Genomic DNA, 18,226 nt, shown 5'->3' on the forward strand with positions numbered 1-18,226 from the left:
GTGGCAGCAGCAGCTGCAACCCGGCGACTCCTTCACCACCGTGCCGGTGTCGGTCGCCGTCTCCTGCGCCGGTCTGGCCGGTGCGGTCGCCGCCCTCACCGGCCACCGGCGGACCCTGGTGCGCCCGCACCGCGACCGGTTGACGTTGCCCGTGGTCTTCAACGACTACATGAACACGCTGATGGGGGACCCGACCACGGCGAAGCTGCTGCCGCTCGTCGACGCGGCCGCCGACGCCGGGGCCGAAATCTTCTGCGTCGACGCCGGCTGGTACGACAACGACCTCAACTGGTGGGACAGCGTCGGCGAGTGGCAGCCGTCGCGGACCCGCTTCCCCCGTGGCATAGAGGAGGTGCTGACCCGCATCCGGGACCGCGACATGGTCCCGGGCCTCTGGCTCGAACCCGAGGTGATCGGGGTACGCAGCCCGATGGCGGACAAGCTCCCCCCGGAGGCGTTCCTGCAACGCGGCGGCACCCGGCTGGTCGAACACGACCGCTACCACCTGGACCTGCGCCACCCCGCCGCGGTTGCCCATCTCGACGAGGTCGTCGACCGGCTGGTCGAGCAGCTCGGCGTCGGCTATCTCAAACTCGACTACAACATCGACCCCGGCACCGGCACCGATCTGGACGCCGACAGCGTCGGCGCCGGCCTGCTGGCCCACAACCGCGCGCACCTGGGCTGGTTGGACCGGCTGCACCACCGCCACCCCGACCTGATCCTGGAGAACTGCGCCTCCGGCGGTATGCGCATGGACTACGCCCTGCTGTCCCGGATGCAACTCCAGTCGACCAGCGACCAGCAGGACTACCGGCGCTACCCGCCGATCGCCGTCACGGCACCGATGTCCGTCCTACCGGAACAGTCCGCCAACTGGGCGTACCCCCAGCCGGACATGCCCGACGAGCAGCTCGCCTTCACCCTGTGCACCGGCATGCTCGGCCGCCTCTACCTCTCCGGCCGGCTGGACGCCATGCGGCCCGACCAGCTGCGGGCCGTGCGGGACGCCGTCGAGGCGTACCGGGGTATCCGCGCCGACCTGGCGGACACGGTGCCACTGTGGCCGCTCGGCCTGCCCGCCTGGAACGATCCGTGGCTCAGTCTCGCGCTGCGCCGCCAGAACGTCACCTACCTGGGGGTGTGGCGGCGCGACGACGCCGACCGGTCGGCCACGCTGCGCCTGCCGCACCTGACCGGTCAGCAGGTCACCGTCGAGCTGCTGCACCCGCGTCACCTGTCCCCCTGGACCTGCACCTGGGTGCCCGCCACCGCAACGCTCACCGTGACACCCACCCGCCCGGAACCGTTCACCGCGCGGATCTTCCGCATCGCCACCGACGCACCCACCCCCTGACCGGCCCGTCTCCCGGCAGCTCGTCCCCCACCACGAAAGAAGGTCCAGCACGATGAAGCGATGGACCAGCACCGTCGCCGTCGCGGCGGCGCTCACACTCGGCCTCGCCGCCTGTAGCGACCCCAGCGCCGACGGCCCCGCCGACACCACCGTCTCCTGGCCTGCCCCCACCGGCCGGCTCGACGGCGTCTCCCTGACCATCTGGGCCCATGCTGACCGCGATCAACGCCAAGAGCAACCTGCAGCCCCTCACCGACGCGCCGTGGCTGCCGGGGACGGCGCCCCAGCTGCGCGACATCACCGGGCTGCTCAACGGCACCCGTTACGCCGCCCTGGTCACCAGCCCGGCGGTCGAGGGTGTCTACTACAACAAGGAGGTCTTCGCCGCCCACGGCGTAACCGCCCCGCCGAAGAACTTCGACGAGATGGTCGCCGTGGCCCGCCAACTCAAGACCAGGGGGTCACCCCCTTCTACGAGATGGGCGCCGATCGGTGGGCCACCCAGTGGTGGGTGCAGGTCCAGCTCGCCGACACGGCCAAGAGCGGGCTCTGGGAGCGGATCAACACCGGACAGGAGAAGTTCACCGACCCGACCGTGCTCGGCGCGATCAAGAAGTACCGGACGCTGATCGACGAGGGGCTGTTCAACGCCGACATCCGGACCGCCACCTTCGACAAACAGGGCACCGCGCTGCTCGACGGTAGCCTGCTGATCGTCGTGCCCACCGTGTTCGGGGTGCTCCTCTGCGGGCCGATGGCGTCCTGGGTGCTGGCCCGCCGGGCGTCCCGCCTCACCGCGGTCCTGTACGCCATCGCGATCAGCGGCATCATCCTGCCGCCCGCCGTGGTCACCGTGGTGCTCCTGCTGCGCCAGCTCGGCCTCGCCGGCACGGTCGTCGGGATGATCGGCGTCTATCTGGGCATCTACCTGTCCACGGTGATCTTCTTCGTCACCGGGTTCGTGCGCACCATCCCGACGTCCCTGGATGAGGCGGCCCAGACCGACGGTGCCGGCCCGCTGACCGTGTTCCGGCGTGTCGTCCTGCCGCTGCTGCGGCCGGTGCTGGCCACCGCGACCATCCTCATCTGCCTGTACGTCTGGAACGACGTCTTCTACGCCTTCTTCGTCATCGGCGGCCGGCTCGACACCCTGCCGCTCAACCTCTTCCGCGTCGCCAGTGCGGGCCTTTACCTCAACAACTGGCACCTCATCTTCGCCTACGTGATCCTCATGAGCCTGCCGCTGATCGCCGTGCTCGCCGTCGCCCAACGGAAGATCATCTCCGGCATCACCAGCGGTGCCGTCAAGTAGAGGGAGAACCGATGCACACCTTCGTACGGCGCACGGCCGCCCTGACCGGCCTGACGCTGGCCGCCACCACCACCCCGATACCGCCACCCGCCGAGGCCGCCGCCGCCACCAACGACGTGCTCAGCGTGGACTTCGCCCGTACCACCGGCGCGTTCCGCGGTGGCGCGACGGGCACCCTCTACGGCTTCGGCGACGAGGGCGCGCCCACCCAGGCGCTGATCAACGGGGCGCACATCACCAACACCTCGCAGAAAGCACCGTACGGCACCCAGCACCCCAGCGGTGACGCGATCAAGGTCGAGGACGGCTTCTTCCACAAGCACGGCAAGGACATGTACATCTACGTCCAGGACTACTACCCGGACTGGCCGTACCATGGCGGTCGTCGTCCAGGGGACAGCCGCACCTACCGGCAGGCCGACGGCACGTACACCGACACGCCGAACGGCGTCTGGGACTACCTGGAGGTCGTGGAGTTCGTGGCGGAAGCCGTCGCCACCACCTCGGCCCGCCCCCGCGACTACGTGTTCATCCCCTTCAACGAGCCCGACGGCGGCAACTGGTACGCCGACTGGCACGGGCTGAGGGAAACCTTCCTGGCCGACTGGAAGGCCAGCTACGACATGATCCAGAAGGTCTACGCGCGTCACGGCCTCGGTCATGCGCGCGTCGGTGGCCCCGGTGACACCCGGTGGCAGCCGGAACGCTCCGCCGACTTCCTGCGCTACGCCAAGTCCAACGACGTCCTGCCCGACGTGTTCATCTGGCACGAGCTGGGCATCGACAATCTGGGCACCTTCCGCTCCCACCACGCCGCCTACCGGCAGTTGGAGAAGGATCTGGGCATCGACCCGATCCACGTCAACATCACCGAGTGGGGGATGCTGCGCGACATGGGCACCCCGGGACAGCTCATCCAGTGGCTGTCCATCATGGAGGACCTGAAGGTCGACGGGCAGACCGCGTACTGGAACTACGCCGGGAACCTGAGCGACAACAGCGCCCGCGTCAACGCCGCGAACGCCGGCTGGTGGATGTTCAAGTGGTACGGCGACCTGGAAGGTGCCCAGACCGTCGCCGTCACGCCACCCGCCCTCGACACGGTGGACACCCTCCAGGGCATCGGCGCTGTCGACGTCGCCAACAAGCGGGCCACTGTCCTGTACGGCGGCGGCAGCAAACCGGTGTCCCTGCGCCTGTCCGGTCTGAAGCCGCGTCTCTTCGGCCCGCGCGTCGACATCGAGGTCCGCGAGATCACCCTGTCCGGCGCGGAGGGCGTCTCCGGCACCCCGTCCGTCGTCAAGGTCCTCGACGGTGTCCGCCTCGACCGGGGGACAGTGAAACTCGACGTGCCCACCTACGACCGGTACGCCGCCTACCAGGTGATCATCACCCCCGAGCAGGACCGCGCCCTCGTGGCCGGTGGTGTCTGGACGGCCAGCACCGAGGCGGAGCACACCACCCTGACCTCGGCCACGGTGTACGACCAGGACCCGCTGGGCGGCGGCGGCTGGAAGTTCCTCGCCTCCGGTAGCCGGGACGTCGGCTCGTTCAACCGGCCGACCTCGAAGGCGGAGTGGACGGTCACCGTGCCCCGCACCGGCCGCTACCGCTTCCAGGTCATCGGCGGCGCTCCCGGCGTCCCGGGCCGCCATGCGCTCTTCGTCGACGGCGCCAACCCGACGATCGTGCAGTACGCCGCCAACCTGGCCCTCGGCTCCCACCAGAGGTGGCAGTACCGGGGCAGCGCCGAGGTGACGGTCCCGCTGACCGCCGGTCAGCACACGCTGTCCCTGCGGGCCAGCCTGGACGACACCTCCATGCTGCCGAACGCCGACATCACCCTGGACAAGTTCCTGCTCACCGACGTCACCGACGGCGAGCCCACCAGCTACCCGGCCTCGACCCTGCGCTTCGTCGGCGGCGCCGGGCTCACCTACCGCCCGGGGGCCCGCGGCCACGCCGAGATTCGCGGGGCCAAGGAGCGCGCCGACGCGTACGTCCAGGCCTGGGAGGCCGGCTACCACGACCTGAGCCTCGACTACCGCAGCACCGGCGCCACGAGCGCCAAGGTGACGGTCAACGGCCGCCGGGTGGCCACGGTCGCCGCACCCCGCCGGGGCGACTGGCGCTCCACCGTGCGGGTGCACCTCAGCCAGGGCATCAACGAGGTCGAGATCCGTTCGACCAGGGGCATCCTGCTCCAGCAGGTGACCATCACCCGGGTCGCCGAGGCCGACACCGCCGTGGTCACGGTCGAGGCGGAAGACGCCGTCCGGCGCGGCGCCGTCCGCGTCGTCCAGTACCCGGACGCCTCGGGCAGCAACGCCTCCGGCCTCGCCGGTCTCGGATACGTCGGCGACGGCGCTGCCAACACGTTCGAGGTGCCGCGCGGACCCGGTTTCGACCGGCCCGGCCACTACAACGTCACCGTCACGTACGCCAACGCCGAACTCGGCGGCAACCACGACTACAACCCGCAGGTCATCGACCGCCGGCTGAACGTCACGGAAACCGGCGGCGGCAGCGCGCACGCCTACTTCCGCTACACGTACGCGTGGAACAGCTTCCTGGAACGCACCATCCCGGTACGGCTCTCCACCGCCGACGGTCCGCTGGTCTTCGGCAACCCGGACGCCTACGCCCCCGACATCGACAAGATCAGCATCGCTCCGGTCACCCTGGGCGCGCCGACCACGGTGCGCCGTTGAACCGGCCGACCAGGAGACGCGGCCCGGGGGAGGAGACCCAGCTCCCCACGGATTGTCGACCTTGAGGAACTCCTACCGTGGCTGCCGAGGGTGGCGGCGGCCGAGGGGGTGCCCCGCCCCGGGCGGACGGATGTCCGGCCGGGACAAGGCACCCTTACGTTGCCACGGGCACGCTCGGGATAGGGCCTACCGGCGGGCTGCGGGACCGAACATGGTGTCCCGCCAGCGCAGCAGTTCCGAGCGGGCCGCGGTGAGCTGCTCGGCGGTCACCGGTGCGCCGGACGTGGCGCCGACCACGAGTGCGACGTGCACCGTACCGGTGGGGGAGTCGGCGGTGTCGACCAGCAGGCGCTGCGCGGAACGCGCGCCGACCTCCCGGGCGACCGACACCGGCCCGGTGGTGGGGACGCCATGCAGGGTGGCGACGTCGCTCACCACGGCGGTGCCGGCGGCCGGGAACGAGGCGGGCAGGTGCAGCTCGGTCGGCCCGTTCGGACGGGTGGCCGGCTGACGCCAGACCAGCACCCCGTACTGGCGTCCGGCCACCAGCGCCGACACCGCCGGCATGGTCGCCGGCGGGGTCAGCCAGGCGCGCTGCTGCCCGGCGCCGCCGTAGCCGGAGCGGGCCAGGTCCTCGTAGGCGAAGGCGAGGGTGTCGCCGGCCACCGCACTCGGGTAGAGCCGATCGAGCAGCCGCCGGTCCAGCCGCAGTGTCACGGTCCCGGCGTCGTCCATCTCGACGGCCGAGTGGTCCTCGTCGTTCCAGGCGTCCCTGTCGGTCTGCACCTTGTCCGGGTTGCCGTTCATCAGCTCGTGGTGCCGGTCGTGGTAGATGTCCCACTGCCACTGGGTGCCCGACAGCACCGTCCCGCCCGCACGCGGGTCGGCCCACCACCGGGCTCCAGCCACCCCGGCGTCCATGCCCTGGTACATCGCGCGCAGCATCCACGGGGTCCGGTCGCTGCCGTGGCCGGAGAGCTTGTTGCCGAACTCGGAGACGAACGGCGCGGTGGCCAGGTCGCCGGCCCGGCTCCGGATCCGGTTCATCGCCGCCGCGTATGTGCCGTCGCCGGCGGGGGAGGGGTCCAGGGTGATCCGGGCGCCGTCGTAGTAGTGGCTGTTGAACACGAAGCGCTCCCCAAGCGGCGGGGACTCCGGTAGCCCGCCCTGCTCGAAGAAGCCGGTGTTCCAGAAGACCAGGGGCTCGACGAAGGCCGGTTTCGCCGCCCAGCCGGCGGTGTCCATCGCCGCGCGGAAGCGCTGGTAGAACGGGAGCAGGTAAGTGCGTTCCCACTCCGCGCCGGATCGGCCCTCCAGACCCCCGTCGAAGGGCTCGTTGAACGGGTCGAACCCGATGATGTTGCGGAACGACGCGGCCGGCAGCCGCTGCGCGAGATGCCGCATGGCCGCCGTGGCCTGGGTGAGGAACGCGTCCTGGACGCCGACCTCGCCGGCACCGGTGCGCAGGGTCCGGTTGTGCCAGAAGTCGGCCATCGCCTGGCGCACGGCGGCGTTGGTCATCATGTTCTGCCCCCACAGGAAGCAGATCCCGCACGACTCGCGGGGGTAGCCGCCGGCTTGGATCACCCAGGCGGGTGCGCCGTCACCGGTGTACCAGCTGTCGCGGTGGAACAGGTGAGCGGAGTAGAGATCCTGGTGGTAGTCGACCAGGACATAGATGCCACGGTCGGTGAACTCGCGGATCTGCTCGACCGCCCGGTCCAGGTAGCCAGTGTCGATCCGGTCCGGGGCCGGCTGGACTCCCTCCCAGGAGATCAGGAAACGAATCGTGTTCGCCCCGGTCAGGTCCCGCATGGCCTGTGCGGAGACGGCGGCGTCGGCTCGGCTGCGGAACGGCAGGAGGTTGTTCTCGTACAGCTTGGTGCTGCCCGAGACGTTGAAGCCGCGCAGCACGACCTCGCGGCCCCGCTCGTCGCGGAACACCCCGCCGTGGGCGGGGTGCGGCGCGACGGAGACAGCACCACCGTCCGATGTGGTCGCCGCCGGGCCACGCGGCCCGGCGACCACGGCACCGGCGGATGTCGTCAGGGCGAGAGTCAGACCCGCCGCTCCCAGAAACGTGAATAATGCTCGCGAGGCGATCATGGACAAATGTTAATGCATGAGTGGTGTGGCGTCTCGCGGTTCCGGCGCGCCGGGTCACTCCTTTTCCGGTGCGCCGCCGGTGTGCCCGGTGCGCCGCCGGTGCGCCGGGCCCCGCGCCGACCCCACCGCACCGCTTGTTGCAATGTTGTGGCTACTGCGCAGCGCTGAGCTTGTGGTCAGCGCCGTGCGGTGCACGCTGCCGGTAGCCCGATCAGCGATCCATCATCCGCATCTGCTCTTCGTTGTGGTGCTCGCCTGCCGCCATCGGGAGGCTGTCGAGCCTGGCGATCTGTTCGGCGGTCAGTTCGACGCGGTCGGCGGCGATGTTCTCCTCGACCCGGTCGACCCGCTTGGTGCCAGGGATGGGAACTATGTCGTCACCCTTGGCGAGAATCCAGGCCAGGGACACCTGGGCGGGCGTTGCGCCGACCTCGTCGGCGATGGCCTCGACCTCGTCGGCGATGCACAGGTTACGCCGGAAGTTCTCACCGGTGAATCGTGGATTGGTCGTGCGTAGGTCGGTGGCGTCGAAATGCTCGGCCGAGCGGACCTGGCCTGTGAGGAACCCATGACCCAGCGGTGAGTAGGCCACGAACCCGATGTGCAGTTCGCGCAGGAGTGGCAGCACGGCCGCCTCGGGGTCGCGGGTCCACAGGGAGTACTCGGATTGCAGCGCGGCGACCGGGTGCACGGCGTGGGCGCGGCGGATCGTTCCGACGCTGGCCTCGGACAACCCGATCTGGCGTACCTTGCCTTCGGCGACGAGTTCGGCGAGAGCGCCGACGGTGTCTTCGATCGGTGTGTTCGGGTCGACGCGGTGCTGGTAGTACAGGTCGATGTAGTCGGTACCGAGGCGCCGCAGGGAGCCCTCGATGGCGGCGCGGATGTTCGCCGGGCTGCTGTCGAGCTGGCCCGGGCCGCCGCCCGTGTGCGAGATCAAGCCGAACTTCGTCGCCAGTACCACCTCGTCACGGCGGCCGTGGATGGCCCGGCCGACGAGCCGCTCGTTGGTGAACGGCCCGTAGACCTCCGCCGTGTCGAGCATCGTCACACCCAGCTCGATCGCCCGGTGAATGGTGCGGATGGACTCGGTGTCGTCCATGCCCGCACCGGTGTAGCCAAAGGACATGCCCATCGTGCCCAGGCCGATCCGGGGAATGTCCAGAGTCCCCAGCTTGATGCGCTTCACATGCTTCCCTCTCGACCGGGATGTGTGATCTGTTGGTGGTTCGCACCGCTGCGTACCAACCAGCACCAGCCGTCCGATCTCCGTGCATCGACATGCCGCACGGTGATCGGACGGCGGCCGCACCGGCACTTCACGCAGTCGGATGCCGGTGTCACACCTCGTATTCGACGCCGACCCCGCCGAAGTGAAGCCGGCCTTGTACGGTCACCTTGGCGCCGTCGCTGTCGTAGCCGGTGAGCAGCCCGGCCTCCATGAGCCGGAGGACAATCTGGGTGCTGAGCTCCTGCCTACCCACACCGCCGAGCCGCTTGACGAGCGTCTTGTATCCGAACTCCTCCTCGGCGAGGTCCTGGAAGACCTGCCGGGTCGCCTCGTCCAGCGGGTACTGGTTCATGTCCAGATCGTCTTCGTTGGACAGGATCTCTCGCGGCTCAAGACGAAAACTCAGCGCATCGACCCGGTAGTAGGGCTTCAAAATGGCCTTGCTGCCAGTCCACCGCAGCCGCGTGATGCTGTTGAGGCGGGCGGTCAGATCGCTGATCCAGCGCACCCGCGCCGCGTTCAGCTCGGCCTCGGAGAACTCGTCGCTCAGCTGCTGCCGCTGGTGCCTGCCGATGGAAATCATCGTGGACGCCCGGTCGCGGAAGCCGTCCAGCGTCACACCGGAGTCCTGTCCATCGCGCGCCAACTTCTCGAACCACTTCCTGCGGCTCAGCCGCTCGTCGTCGGACTCGCTGATCCGCCGCTTCCGCCAGAATTCGGAGTCCGGTTCCGTGAAGGACGCGAACGTGTAGAACGACGCCAGGAACTCGTGGTACTGCTCGTATGCCTCACGGTAGGTGCGGTTGTACCAGGCGTGCACCGCGTCGGTCTCGTCCTTGTTGTGGGTGATTCGGTCGATCGCCGCGGCCGCACAGACGGCTGACTGTGAGGCGAGGTGCACCCCCTGTGAGAACAGTGGATCGGTGAAGCACGCGGCGTCGCCGCAGAGAAAGAACCGATCCGCGGAAAACACCTCGGTGTCATAGGACCAGTCGTGCACGATCCGGACGTCGTCCACCATCTTTGCGCCAGCGAGGAGGTCCATGGCCTTGCCGCACTTCGCCAGGGTGGATCGGTAGAACGCGTCGGCCCCCAGCTGCCGCACCTCGGCGGACTTGGTGCGGTCCACGACCAGTCCGACGCTGTACAGGTCACCCTTCATCGGGATCATCCAGACCCAGCCGTCCTCGAAGGTGATCGAGTATGTCGTGCCCTTCAGGTCACCCTCGAACGGGTCCTTCCGCTGAAAGTACGACCAGACCGCGAAGTTCTTGTAGAACTCGTCGTAGCGGCGCACGCCGAGCTGCCGGACGAGCGGCCCGCCCGACCCTCCCGCGTCGATGACGAAGTCGCTCTCCACCCGCGTCGCCTTCCCGTCCTGACGGATCGTCAGGGCAACACCGTCCGCCCCGGAAAGATCCACGCCGGTTACGGGGGTTTCCTCGAGCACCGCGATCCCGCGGCTCCTGGCCTCGTCCAGCAGGAGGTTGTCGAACACCTCACGCTTCACCTGGATGGCGTGGTCGAAAACCCACGGGGCGACCTTGGGCGCCGCAAAGGAGAAGGTCCATGGTGCCTGGTCCTGTCCCCACAGGAAGGTCGCCGAGGGCTTTTTCACGAAGTCCTCCGCGTCGATCCTTTCCTGGAGCCCGAGCCGGTTCAGGATGGACATCGTGCCCGGCAGTAGGGACTCCCCGATGCGATACCGGGGGAACCGGTCCCTCTCGTAGATCGTCACGTCGTGGCCGAGCTTGTGCAGGGTGAGGCCCGCTACGCATCCCGCCGGCCCGCCGCCGATGATTGCCACCCTCGATCGTGCCATCTCACACTCCCTGATTTCCGTATAAGGACTGACGAAGACTTCCTGAGGTTGATCGCGATACCGGTCGACTCCGTTCACGCCTCGCTGTTTCCGCGTCGGGACCGTATCTTCTTCAGGCGGGCCGACATCTCGATGGAGTCGACCACCGTGACCTTCGATGGGATCTTGAACGGTTCGACCCTGCCGGAAAGAAATTCCAGCACGTGCTTCCGAACGGCCATCCGGGTCAGTGCGCCCTTCGGTTTGATGTCCACGCACACCGATTGGCCGGTAATGGCGTTAGGCCTGCCATACACCACACAGTCCTCGACGAGTGGGCTGGTCAGCAGGACCGATTCCAGTTCGAGGGGGATGAGTTTCTCACCACCGACGTTGATGACCTCCTTGGCGCGGCCCTTGATTTTTATGTAGCCGTCGGGGGTCTCCTCGACCAGGTCCCCGGTCCTGAACCAGCGATCCTCGGTCAGCGCGTCGTCGGAGGAGTTTAGATAGCCGAGGAACTGGGTTCGGCTCCGGAGTTGGAGTTCTCCGTCCACAATCCGGTATTCGACGCTGTCGTCGGAGATCTTGAAGTAGGTGCTGCTGGACGATTCGCTGGTGGTCGTGGCGATCCCGGTCTCGCTCGTTCCGAACGTCTGGAGCAGCCGCACGCCGGGAAAGTTCTGGTTGACCCGTCTGAGTAGCTCCTCGGACATCGGCTCGGTGCCGTACGTGATCAGGCGCAGGCTGCTGAGGTCGTACTTGCGGTGGTACCCGCCCACCATGATCAGGTTGAGGAACGTGGGGCTCGTGGGCAACACCAGGATCCGGTGTTCCTCGATCAGCCCGCAGATCTCGTCGGGGACGCGTTGACGGGGCAGGATCGCCGTACCACCGACGAGCAATGCACTGAGCAGAGAGTTGATGCCGCCGATATGGTCGAACATCAGCACCATCAGGATGTTCAGGGCGTTGGAGCTGCGTCGGGGCCTCTTGGTCAGCTTCTCGCTGACGAGGGCGTCGAGATTGTGCAGGATGACTTTGGGAGCTCCGGTGCTGCCGCTGCTGAGCAGGATGAGCCCTGCGGCGTCCTCGGTGCTCAGGCGGCCGATCATGCTCGCAGTGCCGGCACGCTGCTGACCGTCGCGCCGGGCGAGCGGGTCTCCCGAGGGTTGAAGGTCCTGGATGTCCAGTCCGGTTCCCGTCCTGACCAGATACCCGGGCCGACAGTGCTCGACGAGGGTATCGAGGGCCAGCGCGTTCAGCGTCACCACCGGCACGACGACGTTCCGGTTGAGGAACAACGCGAGCAGGGTCGCTATGGAGTCCACCGAATAGTCGCCATGCACGATCACGACATCGTGCGGTGCCACACCGTGCGCGGCCAGTCGGTCCCGCGTGTGGTGAATCCGGTTCAAGAGGTCTTCGTAGGTGAAGCCCGTGCCCTGATCGAACAGCGCCGTCCGGTTGCCGAATCCCGCGAACCTCCGCAGCAGTTCGTCCCGCATTCAGTTCACCCCCCCAAGGAAGATCGTCTCGCCCGTGACGAAGGCCGACTGCTGACCGATCAGGAACTCGACGGGGCCGACGATGTCGGGCATCGTGCAGATGCGTTGAATCGCCTGACGGGCCACGAGTTCGTCGATCTTTCGCTGCGGCACGCTTCTGGTCAGGACAGTGGGAACCGGCGGCAGGCCGATGCCGTTGACCCTGATGCCGAACGGGGCCAGTTCCTTGCTCATGACCCGGACGAGCTGCTCGACCGCGCTCTTGCTGGCCGAGTACGCCAAGTGCCCGTCCAGTGCCCACGGCACGGCGACAGTGGAGACATTCAGGATCGAAGCGGTCGCTCCACACGTCTTCCGCAGCAGTTTTACCGCCTCCCGGCAACAGTTGAGAACGGCGAAGAAGTTGATGTCGAAGAGTCTTCTGGAGACCTCGTCCGGAGTCGTCATGAAATGGTTCATCGTGGAGGTGCCGGCGTTGTTGATCAACGCGTCTAGGTGACTGTGCTCCCCCCGGACGTTGCGGAACATCGTTCTTATCTGGCCGGCGTCCGCAAGGTCCAACTGGTGGTGCCGATAGTTCGGATGGTCGATCGTCGCGGGTCTTCTGCTGCACCCCACAACCTGATGCCCGGACTCCAGGAAGTGCTCGGCGAGCGCCCTGCCGATCCCGGTCCGGGTGCCGGTGATCATGATGATCATGTGGTCGGCCATCCGCGTACTAGCTCTGCACGCTGGCCAGCTGTAGCTCCTCCTCGATGAAGCCGATCAGTCTGCTTACGCTGCTGAACGGGCTTACTCGGCGGGAGACGGCCTTTTCCGAAGCCAGCGACACTTCAGCTCCGAATTCATCTTCGAGACCTTCCTCGATTAGCGACAAGAAGGCCACGAGATGCATCGACTCAAATACGCCGGCATCGCCGTAGAGGCACAGGTCGAGGACGTTGCTGGTGGGGATCTGCTCCTCCCGGGTCTTGTTGATCTCGTCGATCGCCGCAGCAATGATAGCCAGGATTCGATCCGCCACGATTGGGCCTCCTTCTCGCCGGACATCAGGACGCCGCAGCGCCCGGGTTTTTTTATCCCAGCCGACCGAAGCGCACAAGGCCGCGCCGGCCCGGCACTTGAACAGTGTCCGAGGCTGCCGGGTGTACAACTGCTCCTTTCACTCAGTTGAACACCCTCCGGATTCTGCACACTCTTGCGGCCGCCGGCCCAAGTCCAGAGACTGGCAAGGGTCGATGGCCGGGAATTGACAGAAGGAAGTGGTGGGTCATGCGTGACCACACGGTGGCAGGCGCCAGTAAGGACGGGCACATCCAGCTCGCCGGGCTACCCCCTTTCGATCCGAGGGACCCGACGGAGAACGCGGTCATCTCCCGGCTCGTGGGCAACTGGCACCGGCGGGCCGCCGTAAAGCGCGCGGAACCCGATGTATACGCGCTGTTCGACCGGGACCGACCTGACTTCCGCGACGACATGATCCCGTTCCGGTCCCATCCGATCTGGCAGTCCCTGTCTGACGAGATGCGTTCACGTCTGTGCAGTTGGGGCTGGGTGGCCTACAACCGGAACACCGTGTTGATCGAGCAGCGGATAGCCAACCCCGCGTTCGAACTGGTGATCGCCGGCGAGTACCCCGGGATCGGGGGACAGCAACTGGAACTCGCCGTGGCCCAGGCCATGGTGGACGAGCAGTACCACACCTTGATGCACATCAACGGCAGTGCGGTGACCAGGCGGATGCGGCAACGGGAGTTCTCCGATCGGGTGCTGCCGGATTCCCACATCACCACGATCCATCAGCAACATCTGGACCGCTGCGGTGAACGGTGGGAGCGCAGCCTGACCACGCTCGCCTTCGCAACAGTAGCCGAGATCTCTATCAACGCATACCTCGAGTTGCTGGCCGACGACCAGGAAATCCAGGTGGTCAACTCCACGACGGTGAAGCTGCACAACCGGGACGAGTACTGCCACGCATCGATTTCCGCCGAGATGCTGAAGCAGGTGTACGAGGCGCTCCCGACGGATCGTCGCCGCTTCCTGCTCGACGAGATCGTCGCTGGGCTGGAAGCGTTCGTCGCACCCGATTTCACCACCTGGGAGACGATCATGGCGTTCGAAGGAATTGCGGGCTGGGAGAAGGCTGCCGCCGAGGTGCGGGAAGCGCAGACCGGAACGCATCTGGTGCAGGACCACTCGGGAGTGCACACCCTGCTGTCGGAGATGGACGTCCTCGATCAGGTGCACTTCGGCTGGGGCGAACGGACGGACCGGCAACGGTGAACACCTCGGAGAGGGCGACACGCATCGCACTGCGCCCGGCTGCGGTCGGCGTCCGCGACATCTACAGTTTTCTCGGCCACCTCGACCTGGACTGCGACGTCAATCCCTGCACCGGCCTGATCGGCCCGATCGACCCACGCCGTATCGACGACGCGAGCGCCATCGTGGACTTCGTTCGGCGTCTCGGGCTGACCCAGGCGCTCGCCAACGTGCTCGACCTCGCCGAACAGGACGTGATCGTGCGTGTCGTCCGGCATGACGGCACCGTAGACGGTGATCTCGACGAACTGGAAGAGCTGCTTTCCGATTACCACAACACGCACCCGCTGCGGCTCGACGAAGTGGTGCTCCTCTCCTGCTGGCCGCATGCCAGCGGAGAACACGTGGTGTTCGTCAAGATCAGCCACCTGGTCGTCGACCTGTCCGATGTCGTCGACGTGCTCACCCGTCTCCGGGCCTACCTGCGCGGCGCCGAGACGGTCAGGGTCGGTGCGCGCTACCGGCACCACGCGGCCACCGTCGAGCGGTACGCCCGCCTGCCCACGGCCGACTTCGCGCAGGTTCAGCAGGCGCTCGGCGAGGTGCCGACCCCGGGGTGCAAGGGCATCCCGACCATCTCGGGCTCCACCGAGCAGTGGCTCCCCCTCCGCAGTGGCCTCACCTTCGACGCGTTCCTCAGCGCCGTCACCGGCGCACTGCTGACCACGATCGGTGGCGGCCTGGTGCTCCAGTACCCGTTCTCCCGCTGGGACTTCGCCGCGAAGGGCGGCTACTACGTCGAGATCAAGCCGCTGGTTGTCCGGGCCGACTCGATTTCGCGGTACACGCCCGAGTACTTCGAGCGAACCCGACGGTACTACGAGTCACTCGGCCGGTTCACGATGTCCGAACTCACCTCGTTCGCGACGGCGCTCACCAGCGGTCGGATGCCGCGCATCGTCGTGTCGGACACGACCTTCATGCGCCCGGAGCCGCACCTGTGGCGCTGGATTCCGGTGCACAGTGCGAGGACCTTCGAGGATCTCAAGTTCCTCGCCGACCGGTCCTGGCCTGGCCCGCCGCTGCTGCGCCTGCAGTACAAGCGAAGGTTCCTGTCCCCTCAGACCGCGACGGCCATTCTCGGCGAACTAGAGCAGCGAATAGGAGTGAGCAGTGCAACTGTCCGACCTGCTGACTGACATCTTCCGACGCCACCACGAGCGACCGGCGCTGCGGACCGCCGGGCGCGCGTGGACGTACGCGGAGCTCGACCGGCTCACGAACGCGCTGGCCGGACGCATCGACCGCGAGTGCGCCCCCGGGCGGCGGGTGCTCGTCGTCGGGGAACACTCGGCGGAGGCCGTCATCTGGGCGCTGGCCGCGATGCGCAGCGGTGCCGTTCACACACCGATGAGCCCCGGCCTGCCCGTCGACCGGTTCGAGGACTCCGTCCGAGTGGCTCAGGCCGGTCTGGTCGTCTGCCTCGACCGTGAGAGCCTCGTACGGGCCGACAAGGCGGGTGTCCCCGCCCTCTACTCCGGTGACGTGGGGTGGCCCACCGAGGTGACCGAACGCCGGCCGAGCGGCTCCCCCGTCGCCTATTCGATCTTCACCTCAGGCTCGACGGGCGTCCCCAAGCTCGTTGACGTCGGTCACGGCGGCCTGCTCAACCTGTGCCGCTCGCTGCGCCGCCTGCTCGACATCACCCCGGGCGAGCAGGTCCTCCAGTTCGCCTCGCTGTCGTTCGACGCGTCCATCAGCGAGATTCTGGGGACGCTGTACGCGGGCGCGACCCTCGTCGTACCTGTGCGAGACCAGGCGTCGTGGCTGGGATCGGTGTCCCGGCATCTCGCCGAGCACGGCTGCGACCTCGCGATGCTGTCCCCTTCGGTGTACGCCCGCCTTGACGACGCGGCGCGCCGACGGATTCGGAAAATCGAGTTCTGCGGTGAGGCGCTGGGCAAGGCCGAATTCGACCGAGCGATCCAACACAGCAGAGTGTTCAACGCGTATGGCCCGACCGAGGCCACGGTGTGCTTCTCGCTGGCCGAGCTGACCTCCTTCACACCGGCCATCGGCACCCCGATCGACGGGTTCCGGGCGCTCGTGCACGACCCGGAGACCGGCGACCACTCCACGTCAGGGACCGGCGAACTGGTCATCGTCGGCGAGGGGGTGGCACTCGGGTATGTGGGCGGGCGCGCGGAGGAGCAGAGGGTGTTCCGGACGCTCGACGGCGAACGGGCCTACTACACCGGCGACCGCGTCACGCTGCACGACGGGACACTGTCGTACCTGGGCAGGATCGACGAGCAGGTCAAGCGGCTCGGGCACCGGGTCAATCTCGCCCACGTCGAGTCCCACCTGTCCGCCCGGCTGGACCGTGAGGTGGCCCTCGTGCGGCTGGGCGAGGAAGTCGTGCTGGTGACGACGGCCGACGGCGCCACGGAGGAGGCGCTGATGGCCCGGGTCAGAAGCTGGCTGCCGGCCTGGGAGGCCCCCGACCGGATCGCGTTCGTCGACACGCTTCCGCTCGCCACCAGCGGAAAGCTGGACAAGAACGCGTTGCGGGAGCGCATCGCGGCAGGCTCCGGCGGAGCCTCGGCCAACGACCCGGAACTTCGGCAGGTGCTGGACGTCGTGACGACCGTCCTCGGACACCAAATCGATCCGAACACGTCGATCTTCGACGCGGGCGGCAGCTCCCTGGCGATGATCCAGATACAGGTCAAGCTCTCTCAGATCTACGGCGAGCAGGCCGTCGAGGCCGCGTTCGCCGCGCTGGACTACGACTTCGTCGTCGTCGACTTTCTGCGGCATCTGCACGGCGCGGATGTCGTCCGCCGGGAGTCCCCGGCCGAGACCGTGTTCCGACAGGTCGAAACCGAGCTGGCCGCGCTGCGCGCCGAGTTGCCGCTGCTGCGGCGGGAGACGCGGCGTGCAACGCAGGCGCCGGACCAGGCCGGCAGGACGGTGCTGCTCACTGGCGTCTCCGGCTTCATCGGCGGGCACGTACTGGACCAGTTGCTGCCCACCGGACGCCCCGTGCTGGTCGTGAGCACCACCGGCTCCGATCGGGTGCTGGCCGAGCACCGCGCGCGGTTCGGGCATGACGCCGCCGACTACGACCTCGTGCGAGTGATCGGTTACGGCGACTTGGAGCGGTGGGTGGACCAACGGGAAGGTCCGGCCCTCGACGGCGTGGCGCACTGCGGGTACCAGGTCAACCATCTGCTGCCGTTGGACAGCCAGATGGCGGGCAGCGTACGCAACACGGTGCTCGTCGTCCGTGCCGCCGCCGCGTTCGGCGCGCGTTCGTTCGCCTTCCTGTCCGCAGCATCGGCGGGCGAGCACTTTGAGCCCCTGTCGGCCGCGGCGCTCGGCGCCGTCGCCGACCCTTACTCGCGATCGAAGCTGATCTGCGAGGGCTACGTGAACGCGCTCGCGGACGTGGGGTGCGCGGTGGACTGCTACCGGGCGGGCCTGGTGTACGGCCATCAGGACGGGGACCGGAGCTATCTGAAGGACGACTGGTTCACCGGGCTGATCGCGCTGGCCCGCCGGCTGCGCGCCATGCCCCGGCTGGAGGGCTACGTCCCGGTCTGCGATGTACGGGAACTGAGCCGGACCCTGCTCGCGGCGATCGACGGCCGCTCCTCCGGTTCGGCGGTCGTCGTCCACCGCACCTACGAACTCGCCGAGTTGCTGCACCACGCGGGGCTGTCACCCACCGACGTGCTCCCGCCCGCCGAGTGGTTCGAGCTGGCGCGCGGCAGCGGGCAGGCCCACCTGCCGCTGTTGGCCGCCATGCAGTCGGCGCTCGGCGGCCGGGGCTGGCGGACGCCCCAGCGCGAGGTCGACCACGACATCCTCGGCACCCTGTTCGGCACACCGCAGGAGGCGCCTCGGGCCGGCGCCCGGGCCTAGCACCAGCG

General features: G+C 67.9%; 13 protein-coding genes. 7 read left to right on the plus strand and 6 right to left on the minus strand.

Annotated features, from left to right (window positions below):
- From MCAG_RS35385 to MCAG_RS27555, 4 genes are all read left to right on the plus strand, one after another.
- Window positions 1–1,357, plus strand: a 1,357-nt coding sequence (locus MCAG_RS35385) for a glycoside hydrolase family 36 protein (RefSeq protein ID WP_036375555.1), incomplete at its 5' end; no start/stop codon positions are given.
- A 209-nt stretch (window positions 1,358–1,566) separates the two neighbouring features.
- Window positions 1,567–1,986 carry an extracellular solute-binding protein gene (locus tag MCAG_RS36455; protein WP_198141668.1) on the plus strand — a complete coding sequence of 140 codons (420 nt, stop codon included), beginning with the start codon at window positions 1,567–1,569 and terminating at the stop codon, window positions 1,984–1,986.
- Window positions 1,869–2,669, plus strand: a complete 801-nt coding sequence (locus MCAG_RS34080; protein ID WP_369751342.1) for a carbohydrate ABC transporter permease — start codon at window positions 1,869–1,871, stop codon at window positions 2,667–2,669. The genes MCAG_RS36455 and MCAG_RS34080 overlap by 118 nt, the downstream gene beginning before the upstream one ends.
- 11 nt (window positions 2,670–2,680) lie before the next feature.
- Window positions 2,681–5,380, plus strand: coding sequence for a hypothetical protein (locus MCAG_RS27555; RefSeq protein ID WP_007076229.1), 2,700 nt, complete (start codon window positions 2,681–2,683; stop codon window positions 5,378–5,380).
- A 186-nt stretch (window positions 5,381–5,566) separates the two neighbouring features.
- On the opposite strand, the gene MCAG_RS27560 is transcribed toward MCAG_RS27555, so the two are convergent.
- From MCAG_RS27560 to MCAG_RS27585, 6 genes are all read right to left on the minus strand, one after another.
- Entirely contained in the window at window positions 5,567–7,486 is a 1,920-nt protein-coding gene (locus MCAG_RS27560; protein ID WP_083802372.1) for a cellulase family glycosylhydrolase, read from the minus strand.
- Window positions 7,487–7,697: 211 nt separating this feature from the next.
- The gene (locus tag MCAG_RS27565; protein ID WP_007076231.1) at window positions 7,698–8,675 is read right to left on the minus strand and encodes an aldo/keto reductase; all 978 of its coding nucleotides are present in this window, start codon (window positions 8,673–8,675) and stop codon (window positions 7,698–7,700) included.
- Between the two features lie 151 nt (window positions 8,676–8,826).
- Window positions 8,827–10,524, minus strand: coding sequence for a chloramphenicol-biosynthetic FADH2-dependent halogenase CmlS (gene cmlS / locus MCAG_RS27570; protein WP_198141669.1), 1,698 nt, complete (start codon window positions 10,522–10,524; stop codon window positions 8,827–8,829).
- 89 nt (window positions 10,525–10,613) lie between these two features.
- Window positions 10,614–12,026, minus strand: coding sequence for a class I adenylate-forming enzyme family protein (locus MCAG_RS27575; protein ID WP_007076233.1), 1,413 nt, complete (start codon window positions 12,024–12,026; stop codon window positions 10,614–10,616).
- A complete protein-coding gene (locus MCAG_RS27580) occupies window positions 12,027–12,737 on the minus strand; it encodes an SDR family NAD(P)-dependent oxidoreductase (RefSeq protein WP_007076234.1) in 711 nt (236 codons plus the stop codon).
- 7 nt (window positions 12,738–12,744) lie between these two features.
- Window positions 12,745–13,050: a hypothetical protein gene (locus tag MCAG_RS27585; RefSeq protein ID WP_007076235.1), complete on the minus strand. Its 306-nt coding sequence runs from the start codon at window positions 13,048–13,050 to the stop codon at window positions 12,745–12,747.
- Window positions 13,051–13,298: 248 nt separating this feature from the next.
- Between MCAG_RS27585 and MCAG_RS27590 the strand changes: the two genes are divergently transcribed.
- The 3 genes from MCAG_RS27590 to MCAG_RS27600 are packed head-to-tail and all read left to right on the plus strand — an operon-like array spanning window position 13,299 to window position 18,218.
- Window positions 13,299–14,312 (plus strand): diiron oxygenase, encoded by a 1,014-nt coding sequence (locus MCAG_RS27590; RefSeq protein ID WP_007076236.1) that lies wholly within the window; start codon window positions 13,299–13,301, stop codon window positions 14,310–14,312.
- The gene (locus MCAG_RS27595) at window positions 14,309–15,490 is read left to right on the plus strand and encodes a hypothetical protein (protein WP_007076237.1); all 1,182 of its coding nucleotides are present in this window, start codon (window positions 14,309–14,311) and stop codon (window positions 15,488–15,490) included. The genes MCAG_RS27590 and MCAG_RS27595 overlap by 4 nt, the downstream gene beginning before the upstream one ends.
- Entirely contained in the window at window positions 15,465–18,218 is a 2,754-nt protein-coding gene (locus MCAG_RS27600; RefSeq protein ID WP_007076238.1) for an AMP-binding protein, read from the plus strand. Before MCAG_RS27595 ends, MCAG_RS27600 begins: the two co-directional genes overlap by 26 nt.
- Window positions 18,219–18,226: the final 8 nt, after the last annotated feature.

The organism is Micromonospora sp. ATCC 39149 (assembly GCF_000158815.1).
In the GTDB taxonomy this organism is placed as follows: Bacteria; Actinomycetota; Actinomycetes; order Mycobacteriales; family Micromonosporaceae; genus Micromonospora.